Origin of the sequence: Gloeomargarita sp. SRBZ-1_bins_9 (assembly GCA_039794565.1) — a bacterium.
Classification (GTDB): domain Bacteria; phylum Cyanobacteriota; class Cyanobacteriia; order Gloeomargaritales; family Gloeomargaritaceae; genus Gloeomargarita.
Genome location: JAUQVX010000010.1, coordinates 1 through 12,493, shown reverse-complemented (window position 1 = coordinate 12,493; position 12,493 = coordinate 1). Strand labels below are relative to the sequence as shown.

The following is a 12,493-nucleotide window of genomic DNA, read 5'->3' as shown; positions in this document are numbered from 1 at the left end:
ACCCAAATTGGCGTACGGACCGAAGTTGAGCTGCAATCTGTAGCCATTTTAACCCTTTGGTCAACTCCGGGTCGCAACCCCTAGGGAGGCAAACAAAATCGCCGGGCTGTAAACGCTGCCGCCGACCCATTCCCGTTCCCGGCTCATGGCCGCCACCGGTGCCTCCAGGATGCTCCCGGCCACCATGGTGTTTTTCACCCGCCCGACGATTTCGCCGTTGACCACCCGGTAACCCAGGTCCAGATTCACGGAAAATTCCCCGGCCAACTGATTGGACTGGCCTGCCCCCAGCACCTGGTCCACCATTACCCCGTCGCGGATCTGGGCCACTAACTCGGCGTAAGGAACCATCCCTGGGGCAATGCAGAGATTCAGTAATTCCGGGCCGGGTCGGGATAGGCCACCCCGGTAGCCATTACCCGTGGAAACACCACCGGCCCGCTGCGCCCACAGGCGGTCCCAGTAAAAGCCCCGCACCACCCCCTGCTCGATCAACGTTTGGGTCTGAGTCGGCGTGCATTCATCGTCAAATCGGCGGGCGTTGACCCCGGCGGTGGGGTCTTCGGTAATCGTCCACTGGGGGTCGAACACCCGCTGCCCGACCCGGTCCGCCAGGGGTGTAGCCTTTTGCACCACCGCTTGCCCCGACAGCATGGCTTCAAACAGTCCGGCTAACACACTGGCGACCGCCCGGGGGGTGAATAAAACCGGCAAGTTACCCCCGGTGATTGAAGTCGTTTGCTCCGCCCAGCGGTACTTTTGCACCACCTCCTGCACCAGCCGCTGGTAGTCCGGGGGGGATCCATCCGTGACCTGATAGCTGTAAATCTGTAAAAAGTCTTCCCCCCGTACCCAGTTGCCCCCCAGACCCACGCTCAGGGATTGCCGTTGGTAACGGGCATAGGCACCTTTATCGGTGAGAATCTGCACCTCCCCGGCACTGGGCTGCAACGAGACATCCACCAGAATCTCGGGATTATAGGCATGGACTTGTTCGACCAGGCCTTGACCGATCTCCACCAGCGCTGCCGTCGTCGGCAATTCCACCGGCGGGCGGGTGTCCTCCCACTGTTGAGCAGCGGCAAAGTCCATCTCTACTGGGTCGCCGACCGTTGCCGTGTCTAGGGCCACGTTGACCACCTCCTCCAGGCGGGTGAGGTCCGTGCTGGCGGCAAACCCCAGGCGTCCCTGGGCAATCACCCGCAGGGCCACCCCCTGCATCGCCTTGCTATCGAGGGATTTGAGGCGATTGTTTTCAAACAGGACGGGGCGGCTGTAACTGCGCAGGTAATAGACCTCCACTCCCTCGGCGCGGGGGCGGGCCAGGTCCAGCAGTTTTTCCAACAAAAGGGCCTGTTCCATAAGACATCACCGACCACAGAGGCTTATTCATGCTAACGCAAGGGATTTCATGGTAGGGTCGGGGTATGCAGTCACCGATGGGCAATCAGCCGTTTTATTACCCGGGCAGGGGACAGGGGGCTTGCCTGCTCATTCACGGGCTGGGGGGCGGTGTGTATGAGTTACACCCCCTAGGCCAACGGCTCCATCAGCAGGGCTGGACGGTGCGGGGGATGAACTTACCGGGGCACGACCAACCGGCTCCCCAGATGCCCGTCTCCACCTGGCCGGAATGGGTCGCCTGTGTGCAAAAGGAATACCTTCAGTTGCGCCAAACCCATGACCAGGTGGCTGTGGTGGGGTTTTCCAACGGTGGCTTGTTAGCCCTCTATCTGGCTGCCCACTTGCCGGTGTACCGCTTAGTCCTACTGGCGCCCTTTTTGGGAATGTGGGCTTGGCAGTGGCCCTTGCTCTACAGCTTGGGTTATCTCCTGCCCAGTCTGCCCCGTCTCCGGTTGCCCATCAGCGACCCGGTGCTGGAGCGCCAAGCCTGGCAATGCACGTTTTTCCGGGACTTCAACCTGACGGCTGTCCGCAGCGCCCTGGCCCTGCAACGTCAAGTCCGCGCCCTGTTGCCTCGCGTCACGGTACCCACCCTGGTGATTCAATCCCGCTACGACCGGGTAGTGGACCCAAGCGCGACCTGGCAGGGGTTCCAACAACTCGGCAGTCCCCACAAGGTCTTCCATTGGCTGGAGGAAGGGAATCACATCCTCACTTGGGATGTCCCGCGCGAGCAGGTCTATCGCCTAGTGCAGGACTTTCTGCCCTTGCCAGGTTCGCCACCGGTGCAATAGACGGCGCAACTGCTGCCGATAGGCCCTGAACTCCCCGGGGCTAAGGGACCGCCCCCCAAAACGGACGTCCATGTAGGTGTTAATCAGGTGCACCCCTGTTTCCCGGTCCGGTAGATAGCTGGTTTGGAGACAGCGGCGCACGGCCAAGGGGCCCATCTCCGGCGTGATCCCGAACCCCTGTTCCACCAGCGCCTGCCGCAATTGCAAGTACAAACGGGCTACAGGAGGCACACCCACGTTTGTCCGTTTTTCCTGGAGATAGCGGGCCACGCAGTAGGCTAACGGCGGCGCCACGCCCCCCAACAGTCCACTCCAGGGCCAGGGCAGGGGTTCCGCCACCCAACCGGCCACCCCGGTCAGTACAACCAAGCCCAAACCGTCTCGCCAGCCCCACGCCCGTCCCCGCCGGCGATATCCCCACAAGCCGCCCGTGAGGGTGAGAACCAGTACAGCCCCCGTTCGCCTAACCATCTGCATATCCAAGGCTTTCGCCGACTTTTGGGGCTGTAGTTGTAACCAGGACTGCACCTGCTGCAGGGTCTCCATTTGGGTATCCAGGTCATAATCCAGCACATATTTGTTCCAGCGGAACCGCAGGGCATCCAGTAAATCCGACCACCAGTTCCCCGCCTGGGGTAAGGGGCCGGGCGGTGTCGGGTCAAAGGTCAGCCAACCGTAACCAGCAAAGGGCACCTCCACCCAACTGTGGGCATGGGCGGCTTGCACAGCCAAATACCGGTCGTAGGCATTCCACCGTCCCCCCAGATAACCGTTTACCAACCGCGCCGGAATCCCGATGCTGCGTAACATCACCGTCATGGCCGTCGCAAAGTACTCGCAGTGGCCCCGCCGGTGGGTAAATAAAAAGGCATCCAAGACCGGTTCAGCCCCCGGGTCTGGCAGGTCGGTGGTGTAGGCGAAAGTTTTAGACTCGGCCAAATAACGACGAATCGCCTCGACCTTGTCAAACAGGGTTGGGGCGTTGCGGGTCACATCGGCAGCCAGTTCCCGAATCCTGGGGTTCAGGTCACCGGGTAACTGCAAATACATATCCAGCAGCCCCGCCTGGGCCACCTGTTGCAGGGTCTGGGCCATGTCCACCCGGCGCAAATCGTTGGCGCTAGGAAAAATCGGGCGACTCCAGGCGGTGTACTGATAACCCACATCGCCCCTATAGCCGTAGTACACATCGCCGGTGCGGGTTACATAGAGCGACCGTCCCCGCTGCCGAATAATTTTCGCCCGTTGCTGGGTTTCCCCTAGGGTTCCCACCTGCACCCGCAGTCCTTGGGCTGTCTCCGGCAGACGCACCCGGTACAGGGGATGGAGGGCAAACAACACCGGATGGGGCGACGGCTCCAAATAAATGTCCTGGCGAATGAGGGAAAGATGGGCTGCCGGTTGACGCAGTTCCACCACTTGGTCTTGGGCCACTCGCAATTCCCCATCCAAGCGGGTGCGCGACCATGTCTGGCCGTCATAGCGGTCAAAACTGACCCCCCGCCAGTACAGGGGCAGGAGCAAAGGGGGTCGGCCTTCGGGAAACTCCACCCGCATCACCACCTGGGTATCCTGGGGCAAGCGCCCGTGCTCCCCTAACCGCACCTGCTCCCCAAACCCTCGGGTTGCCTGGTGCTGCCCAGCTCCCCCCCGGCCAAAAAAACCCAACCCAATCCGGGGAAACAAGAAAAACAACCCCACCGATAACACCAACGTCGCCAGCCCCACCCACACCAAAGCCATCAACCCTCGGGGGCCAAACCGGCCAGACTGGGCTGCCGCCTTGGGATGCTCCCGCACCTGTACCCGCAAGTGATATAGGGTAAAGTTCACCACCCCCAAAATCACGTACAGGGCAAAGATCAACCCAAACAACATATCGCTCGTGTAGACCGTGGTTGCCGCCAACAGCAAAAACGACAGAGCCATCGCCTGGTTGTAATCCTCCGGGCGTTCCCGCTGAAATAATTTCGCCAGCGTCAGATAAAGCAGCAAGTAAAGCGCCGCATCCAGGGGATTAGCCCGCAACAGAATGGTCCCCCCCACCAAAACGACCAGCACCCCCACCGTCAAGGGCAGCCAGAGACGGGCATAGGACTCCCAGCGAATCCGGGGCGGTTCCCAGAACCAGCTTGCCACCCCCAGCAGCAAAAACAGGCCGTTGGCCACTGGATGGGTAGCATTGGCCAGGACCAGGGCGGCAAATGCCATAGCCACTAGGGCGTAAGTACAAACCTTATGGGCGTCTGTCAGGTTCCAGTTCATGCCGGGGGCAGCGTCATTACTCTCACCCTAGCATACGGCCATGCCGCCCCCCGGGTTGGGCAGTTTTTACCATAAGAAATTAAGCAAATCACAACGTCCTAGCCCACCCATCACCGTGACCACCGTTTTAGCCATTGAAACCAGTTGCGACGAAACCGCTGTTGCCCTCGTGCGAGACCGGCAGGTGCTCTCAGAAGCAGTGGCCTCCCAAATTCGCCAGCATCAAGCCTATGGGGGAGTGGTGCCGGAGATTGCCTCCCGCCAGCATCTGGAGGTGATCAATTTTTTGCTCGCCCAAGTCCAGGCGGAAACAGGGTATCGCTGGAGTGAAATAGATGGCATCGCGGCGACCTGTGCACCGGGGCTGGTGGGGGCCTTGAACGTAGGACTTGCGGCGGCGAAAACCCTGGCCGTTCTGTACCGGCGACCGTTCTTGGGGATTCATCACCTGGAGGGCCACATTTGCGCCGCCTATCTCACGGAACCGGATTTGACGCCGCCATTTTTGTGCCTGCTGGTGTCTGGAGGCCATACCAGCCTGGTGGCGGTGCGGGACTGGCAAACCTATGTACCCCTTGGGCAAACCCGGGATGATGCGGTCGGCGAAGCCTTTGACAAGGTGGCGCGTCTGTTGGGGCTGGGGTATCCCGGCGGCCCGGCCATCGACCGCTTGGCAGCCCAGGGCAACCCCCAGGCCTTTGCGCTGCCGGAGGGGAAAATTTCCCTGCCCCAGGGCGGTTATCACCCCTACGACATGAGCTTTAGCGGCCTGAAAACCGCTGTCCGGCGGCTGGTGGCCCAACTCCCTCCCCCGTTGCCCACTGCCGATTTGGCCGCCAGTTTCCAGTACACCGTAGTCCAGACCCTGACCCACCGGGCCATCCGTTGCGCTTTGGATCACGACCTGAAAACCCTGGTGGTCGCCGGGGGGGTAGCCGCCAATCGGGAACTGCGGACCACCATCACCCAAGCCGCGGCAGCACAGGGCATCCGGGTGGTGATTCCCCCCATGAAGTACTGCACCGACAATGGGGCCATGATCGGCTGTGCGGCGGTCATGCGCCTGTCCCGGGGGCAGCAGTCCCCCTTGAGCTTGGTCGGCCAATCCCGCCTGTCCCTGACGGAAGTAGCCCGTCTCTATGTTGCCTAGGCCATGCCATCGCTGAGGTAGGTGTAGCGGTTCAAGCTGTGTTCGTAGTGGGACAGCAGGCGTTGGGCCTCCTCCAGAGTAATGCGTTTGGCTTGCAGGGCCGCTTCACTTTGGCGACGCAACTGCTCCAACAGGTCGTCGGCATTGTACTGCACGTAACCCAGCACCTCCCGCAGGGTATCCCCTTTGACCACATGCTCAATTTGATAACCATTCGGGGACAGGCGGATATGCACCACATTGGTATCGCCAAACAGGTTGTGCAAATTCCCCATGATCTCTTGGTAGGCCCCACCGAGAAATAGCCCCAGGTAATAGGGTTCGCCGGGCCGGTAGGGGTGCAGTTCCAGCCAGGATTTGACATCCCGTAAATCAATGAACCGGTCAATTTTACCGTCGCTGTCGCAGGTCAAATCCGCCAAGGTTCCCCGACAACGGGGGCGTTCATTCAACCGGTGGATCGGCATGATGGGAAACAATTGGTCAATGGCCCAGGTGTCTGGCGCCGACTGAAATACCGACAGGTTGATGTAGTAAATAGACGCCATGGTTTTGGGCAGGTCTTCCAGGTCATCGGGCACGTAATCCTGCTGCTGGGTAATCTCCAGAATTTTTTGACAGCAGGCCCAGTACAACCGTTCCGCTTCCGCCCGTTCCCGTAGACTCAAATACCCCAGGTTAAACAAGCTAATGGCCTCGTCTTTGAACTGGGTGGCGTCGTGGTAGGCCTCCTGATAGTTATCTGGGCGAATGGTACTGTAGGTTTCGTAGAGATTTTTCAACACTAGGTGGGATGACGGATCAGGGGGCGTCGGGATGCCTTGCCAAACTTCACTCGTCCCTAGCACGTTGAACACCAACACCGACTGATGGGCTGTCAACGCCCGGCCACTTTCACTAATAATCGTGGGCACCGGCAAATTTTTCTGTACACAGGCATCTTTAATGGCGGCCACCACATCATTGGCATAGTTTTGCATGGTGTAGTTGACCGAGGCATAGAAATTGGTTTTGGAGCCGTCGTAGTCCACCCCCAGGCCGCCCCCCACGTCCAAATACCCCATTGGCGCCCCCAAGGCCATCAATTCGGTATAAATTTGGCCCGCCTCTTTGAGGGCGTCCTTGAGCACGCTAATGGCGGAAATTTGCGAGCCAATATGGAAGTGCAGCAGCTGCAAACAATCGAGTAAATCTTCGCTCCTGAGACGCTCAACGGTTTCCAGAATTTCCGAGATGGTCAAGCCGAATTTGGCCCGTTCCCCCGCCGAGTTGCCCCAGCGACCGACCCCCTTGGTGCTGAGTTTAGCCCGCACCCCCAGCACGGGACGAATCCCCAGTTGTCGGCTGGTCTGAATCACCAATTCCAATTCCGCCAGTTGCTCTAGGACAATGATGGTATGATGCCCCAGGCGGCGGCTGAGCATGGCAGTTTCGATGTACTCCCGGTCCTTGTAGCCGTTGCAGATCAACAGGGGGGGGTTGTCCTCTTGACCGGCCGGTAGCATCGAAAGGGCAATCAACAATTCCGGTTTCGACCCCGCTTCTAAGCCAAAGTGGAAAGGTTCACCGAAGCGCACCAGGGCCTCTACGAGATGCCGCTGTTGGTTACATTTGACGGGAAAAACCCCCCGGTAAACCCCGTTGTAGTTATAGCGGGCAATGGCCTTGGCAAAGCAGGCATGGAGGCGCTCGATGCGGTTTTGCAAGATGTCGGGAAAACGAATGAGCAGGGGCAATTGGATATTGCGTTTTTGCAGGGCTTGCACCAGTTCAAACAGGTCCAGGGAGCCGCCCCGTTCCCCCATCGGCGACACCGTCACATGGCCGGCGGCGTTGATGGAAAAATAGGGGTCACCCCACCCCCGGATGCGATAGAGTTCCTCGCTGTCTTCGATGCTCCAATCCGCTGCCATCTTGGTGACTGTCAAGGCCCCCCCTGTCGTCATGGCTGCCTTCCCTGCGCCCAACATGACAAATTGTACCGATTCATCGCTAAAATGAAGGGCGACCACTTGGGCAGGCATAGCCATGGGCCGATGCACGAGATGGATGGCCGTAGGGGTGTGGCTCGGGTGTCTCAGCAACGGTGTAGCCCAGGCGCTCCCCCCGGAGACGGCCCCGGAACCGGTAAAGGCCTTGGTGCGGCGACTGGAGGAGACCCTCAACCAGCGCAACCCTGACGCCGTCTTACAGCTGTACAGCCCCAATTTTACCCACGGGGATGGCCTCAACCGGGACTTGATGACCAAGGCCCTGACCCGCCTGTGGCAGCGCTTTCCCAACCTGACTTACCGGGTTGAATTGCTGGACTGGCAACCCCGAGACCAGGGCTTTGTAGTGGATGTGCAAATGACCTTGCGGGGGACGGAGACCCAGAAAAATCGCCGATTTGACCTGACCAGCGTCCTGAAAACCCGCCAGACAGTTCTGCAAGGGCAAATCCAGCGCCAGGAGATTCTCAGCGAACAAACCCAATTGACCTCCGGCCAGGAACCGCCCCGGGTGACGGTGAATCTTCCAGAGGTGGTGGCGCCCGGTCAGCAGTATGAATTTGACGTGATTGTGCAGGAACCGCTCCAGGACGACCAATTGCTGGGAACGGCGGTGGCCGAGCCGGTACAGCCTACCCAGTTACTGGACCATCCCCGGTTGAAACTGGAGGTGCTCTCCGCCGGCGGGCTGTTCAAAACGGGGCAGGCTCCCCCAACGCCGGGTAGTCAATGGTTATCGGCAGTATTGGTGCGCCAGGGGGGCATTACCATCATCACCCGGCGACTGCGGATAGGGACCCCATGACCCTGCCTCTGGTGCAACCGGGAACCGATGGGCTGGATTTGCTATTGCCCCCGGAGCCGGACTGGCCCTACCTCCAGGAGTTGTTGCAGCATTACTTCCAACTCACCGATCCCTGGTGGCCCCCCCACAGTCCGGTGCGCGTCCTGGCCGGGGAACGGATGGTCACCACCGACCAGTGGCAGTGGTTGGCAACCTTACTTCGGCAGCGACAACTGGTGTTGACCACCGTGCGCTCCCTGGTGCGTTCGACGGCGGTGGCGGCAGCGATGGCCGGTTTTTCCGTGGAACAACCCAGCTTAGAAACAACGCCGGCGGTAGCCGCTGCGCCCCCCCTGTATGTCGTGCAACCGGTGCGGTCAGGGGTCGAGATCCGCCATCCCGGTACAGTGGTGGTGGTCGGCGATGTCAATCCTGGGGGGTACATCGTGGCCGATGGCGACATTCTGGTGTGGGGGCGGTTGCGGGGGGTGGCCCATGCCGGTGCCCAGGGGGATACTCGCCGGTTGATTATGGCCCTGGAAATGGCGGCGACCCAAATCCGCATTGGCGACCGAGTAGCGCGGCTGCCCCCCCAATCCGCCGTTTACCCAGAAGTGGCCGTTGTCCAGGGGGATGAAATTCTTTTACAGCCGGCCCGAGACTTTGGCAGAACGGCCCTCGGGGGGGTATTCTGATAGACAAATCCAGCGGTTAGGTTGGCAACGTAGATGGGGCGGGTGATCGTCATTACCTCTGGCAAAGGGGGCGTTGGCAAAACCACAACGACGGCCAATCTGGGCATGGCTTTGACGCGTTTGGGGCGGACGGTGGCCTTGATTGATGCCGATTTTGGCCTGCGCAATTTGGACTTGCTGTTGGGTTTAGAAAACCGGGTGGTCTATACGGCGTTGGATGTCTTGGCGGGAGATTGTCGCTTAGAACAGGCCCTGGTGCGGGACAAACGCCAACCCAATTTAGCCCTGCTGCCGGCGGCCCAAAACCGCAATAAAGATGCCATTACCCCGGACCAGATGCGCCATTTGGCCGGTTTATTGAGCGAAAAATTTGACTATGTATTGATTGACTGCCCGGCGGGGATCGAAACGGGGTTCAAAAATGCCATTGCCCCGGCCCAGGAAGCTTTATTGGTGACCACCCCAGAAATTGCCGCCGTGCGGGATGCCGACCGGGTGATCGGGTTATTAGAGGCCCACGGCATTCGCAAAATCGGCTTAATCGTCAACCGTATCCGGCCCCAGATGGTGCAGAGCAACCACATGATGTCCGTCAGCGACGTGCAGGAAATTTTGGCCATTCCCTTGGTCGGTTTGATCCCCGATGATGAGCGGGTGATTATCTCGACTAACCGCGGCGAACCCCTGGTACTGGAGGCTAATTTGTCCCTCCCGGGAATGGCCTTTCAGAACATTGCCCGGCGGTTGGAAGGGGAAAAGGTGCCCTTGTTGGACCTGGATGCCCCCTACAATACGCTTATGGGTCGCTTGCGCCGTTTCTTTAGCCGTTGATATGCCGGTCTTGCATGCCCTTCGCGAGTTATTCGAGCGCTGGTTTCCCCGATCCACCGGTAGCCGGGACGAGGTTAAACGCCGCCTGCAATTGGTCTTAGCCCACGACCGGACGGACTTAACGCCGGAAATGCTAGAGAAAATGCGCCAGGAAATTGTGGAAGTGATTGGCCGTTATGTGGAATTTGACGCTGAAGGCATGGAGTTTTCCCTGGAAATGGATGAGCGGGTGACCGCCCTCATTGCCAATGTCCCCATCCGACGGGTGCGGCGCGAGTTGCTGGAATCCTAGGGTATGGTGCGTTATTCCCTGGTGGTACCGGTCTATAACGAAGCCGCCAATCTGCCCCATCTCTATCGGCGCCTGTGCCCCATTATGGATAGCCTGGATGGTCCGGCGGAATTGATTTTGGTCGATGACGGCAGTCGGGATGAATCCCTCCATCTCATGCGGGAATTGCGCCAAAAAGACCCCCGTGTTTGTTATGTCGCCCTGGCCCGCAATTTTGGCCATCAAATTGCCATCAGTGCCGGCTTACAGTTTGCCCGGGGCCAGGCAGTGGTGATTTTAGATGCTGATTTACAGGACCCGCCGGAATTGATCCCCAATATGATTGACCTTTGGCAGCAGGGGTATCAGGTGGTTTATGGGCAGCGCATCCAGCGGCAAGACCATTGGTTCAAACGGTTGTGCGCCCATGTGTTTTACCGGCTGTTGACCTACCTGGCGAGTGTGGACATTCCCCCCGACAGTGGCGATTTTTGTTTGTTGGACCGGCAGGTGGTGGACATTTTGAATAGCATGCCCGAGCGCCAGCGCTATGTCCGGGGTCTGCGGGCCTGGGTAGGTTTTCGGCAAGCTCCCCTTTTGTACCAGCGCCCACCCCGCTATGCCGGTCAAGCCAAGTACACCTGGCTGAAAAGTTGGGCCCTAGCGATGAACGCCCTGGTGTCTTTCTCCTGGGTGCCGTTACGCTTGGCTACCTACTTAGGATTCTTAGCCGGATTGGTCGCGATCATCATGTTGTTTTTAGTGTTGTACTGGCGACTATTTCTACCGGATTCCCCCTTGACGGGTTACACGCTGGTGATTTTGGCCGTCCTGTTTCTCAGTGCTGTGCAACTAATGGCCATCGGCATTTTGGGGGAATATATTGGCCGCATTTACGACGAAGTCAAAGCCCGTCCCCTCTTTACGGTGGCGGAAGTCGGCGGTTTTGATCGGCAGCCGATCCACTCTTGAGAGCCTCCAAGTCCAGCAGACTCACCAGAACCCCGGCTATGGGAATGGACAAAAATACGCCAATCAAACCCGCCGCACGGGCGCCGATCAGTAAGGCAAAAAACATCACGACAGGGTTAATATTCAACGAATCCTTCATCACTTTGGGCAGGAGTAAATTCTCTTCAATTTGCTGCATGACCACGCAGACCAGGATCACCAGCAGGCTGAGCAGTGGTCCCTGAGGTAATACAATCAAAGCTACCAAAGTCACTCCTATTGTCGCCCCCACTCCCGGAATCAGGTCAAACAAACCGGCAATCACTGCCAAAAACAAGGCCTGTTCCAGCCGCATCAGCCAAAACACCACAAACACCGAAGCCCCAAAGAAACAAGAGAGTACGAATCGTCCCCAAAAAAAACCGATCAAGTTTTTTTGCACAGCCGGTGTGAGGCGACTCCGCCAGGGTTCCGGGACAAAACTCACCAAAAACCACCAAACCTTGGCCCCCTCAAACAACATAAACAGGGCAATAATGATAATGACAATGAAATAGAGCAAGCTATAGGCCAATTTTTGGATGGCGGTGAGCACCCAACTGGTCAAGGTGAGTAAGTTATCTTTAATGGCCTTCTCAACCAGCCCTAAATCAACCGATAACCGTAAGCGGGCCAACAGTTTCTCCGCTTCGTCGAGTAGGTTGAGAATGGAGTTGATGATCTCATCGGAGCGATTCAGGACATCCTGTGCCTGGGCCAGGACCGTAAATCCAATGGTGAGTAGCAGGGCCAACAGGAGCAACCCACTGATGGTGGTTACCAGGGTCACTGCCAGGGCCTTGGTCAACCATCGTCGTACATATTCCACCGGGTAGTGCAGTAGAAAGGCAATGATTCCGGCCAATATAAATATCACCAGTACCGGCGCGAGATAATTAAAAACTTGCCAAATGGCCCATCCCAAGGCCAGCAGCAGCAGATAGCGCAGGAGTCGATCGTTGGTGAGTTTGGGTGGCATCACTTATTCCCGGTCGAAGTTCATAGCGGGTATCTGTTCCGGTTGGTCACTAGCAGCATGGCATAACTCACATAAAAGTCATTGTGCTGTTTGCCAGACCTAGGGGGCCGGTTCTGCCAAGATGCCCAGAGTACCCCCCACGTCTGGGAGGTGGCCCGCCCCGCGGCGGGGCAACGGTTGGGGGGGTTGCCCAAGCGCATTCTAGGGCTGGCAAGGCCCTTTACAGAGGGGTTAAGGGAGCGCGAACGAAAGCGTTTCTACCGGATCCTCAGGAGCATTGTGGCTGCCAGGGGGCTCTCGTTTTCCAGCCCGGACGAGGCGCTGGAGGAGGCGATCAAG

Annotated in this window: 11 protein-coding genes; 7 read left to right on the top strand and 4 right to left on the bottom strand. The window is 58.7% G+C overall.

From position 1 onward, the window contains the following. Nucleotides 1–60: 60 nt before the first annotated feature. Complete coding sequence (locus tag Q6L55_09075) at nucleotides 61–1,362, bottom strand: metallopeptidase TldD-related protein (protein ID MEN9258860.1); 1,302 nt, start codon at nucleotides 1,360–1,362, stop codon at nucleotides 61–63. A gap of 65 nt (nucleotides 1,363–1,427) precedes the next feature. Here Q6L55_09075 and Q6L55_09070 point away from each other — a divergent pair, with 65 nt between their 5' ends. Continuing rightward, on the top strand, nucleotides 1,428–2,198 hold the full coding sequence (locus Q6L55_09070) for an alpha/beta fold hydrolase (GenBank protein ID MEN9258859.1): 771 nt from the start codon (nucleotides 1,428–1,430) through the stop codon (nucleotides 2,196–2,198). On the opposite strand, the gene Q6L55_09065 is transcribed toward Q6L55_09070, so the two are convergent. Continuing rightward, the gene (locus Q6L55_09065) at nucleotides 2,151–4,463 is read right to left on the bottom strand and encodes a DUF3488 and transglutaminase-like domain-containing protein (protein ID MEN9258858.1); all 2,313 of its coding nucleotides are present in this window, start codon (nucleotides 4,461–4,463) and stop codon (nucleotides 2,151–2,153) included. The two genes, Q6L55_09070 and Q6L55_09065, sit on opposite strands and share 48 nt — an antisense overlap. 115 nt (nucleotides 4,464–4,578) lie before the next feature. On the opposite strand from Q6L55_09065, the gene tsaD reads away from it, so the two are divergent. Next, nucleotides 4,579–5,613: a tRNA (adenosine(37)-N6)-threonylcarbamoyltransferase complex transferase subunit TsaD gene (gene tsaD, locus Q6L55_09060; GenBank protein ID MEN9258857.1), complete on the top strand. Its 1,035-nt coding sequence runs from the start codon at nucleotides 4,579–4,581 to the stop codon at nucleotides 5,611–5,613. Here tsaD and speA read toward each other — a convergent pair. Further along, the gene (speA, locus tag Q6L55_09055) at nucleotides 5,610–7,559 is read right to left on the bottom strand and encodes a biosynthetic arginine decarboxylase (protein ID MEN9258856.1); all 1,950 of its coding nucleotides are present in this window, start codon (nucleotides 7,557–7,559) and stop codon (nucleotides 5,610–5,612) included. The two genes, tsaD and speA, sit on opposite strands and share 4 nt — an antisense overlap. An 82-nt stretch (nucleotides 7,560–7,641) precedes the next feature. On the opposite strand from speA, the gene Q6L55_09050 reads away from it, so the two are divergent. The 5 genes from Q6L55_09050 to Q6L55_09030 are packed head-to-tail and all read left to right on the top strand — an operon-like array spanning nucleotide 7,642 to nucleotide 11,157. Beyond that, complete coding sequence (locus Q6L55_09050; protein ID MEN9258855.1) at nucleotides 7,642–8,409, top strand: nuclear transport factor 2 family protein; 768 nt, start codon at nucleotides 7,642–7,644, stop codon at nucleotides 8,407–8,409. Next, nucleotides 8,406–9,083 (top strand): septum site-determining protein MinC, encoded by a 678-nt coding sequence (locus Q6L55_09045; GenBank protein ID MEN9258854.1) that lies wholly within the window; start codon nucleotides 8,406–8,408, stop codon nucleotides 9,081–9,083. The genes Q6L55_09050 and Q6L55_09045 overlap by 4 nt, the downstream gene beginning before the upstream one ends. A 33-nt stretch (nucleotides 9,084–9,116) precedes the next feature. After that, nucleotides 9,117–9,914 carry a septum site-determining protein MinD gene (minD, locus tag Q6L55_09040; protein MEN9258853.1) on the top strand — a complete coding sequence of 266 codons (798 nt, stop codon included), beginning with the start codon at nucleotides 9,117–9,119 and terminating at the stop codon, nucleotides 9,912–9,914. A gap of 1 nt (nucleotide 9,915) precedes the next feature. Beyond that, entirely contained in the window at nucleotides 9,916–10,206 is a 291-nt protein-coding gene (gene minE, locus Q6L55_09035) for a cell division topological specificity factor MinE (protein ID MEN9258852.1), read from the top strand. A 3-nt stretch (nucleotides 10,207–10,209) separates the two neighbouring features. Beyond that, complete coding sequence (locus tag Q6L55_09030) at nucleotides 10,210–11,157, top strand: glycosyltransferase family 2 protein (GenBank protein ID MEN9258851.1); 948 nt, start codon at nucleotides 10,210–10,212, stop codon at nucleotides 11,155–11,157. On the opposite strand, the gene Q6L55_09025 is transcribed toward Q6L55_09030, so the two are convergent. Further along, nucleotides 11,108–12,154, bottom strand: coding sequence for an AI-2E family transporter (locus Q6L55_09025; protein ID MEN9258850.1), 1,047 nt, complete (start codon nucleotides 12,152–12,154; stop codon nucleotides 11,108–11,110). The two genes, Q6L55_09030 and Q6L55_09025, sit on opposite strands and share 50 nt — an antisense overlap. Nucleotides 12,155–12,493: the final 339 nt, after the last annotated feature.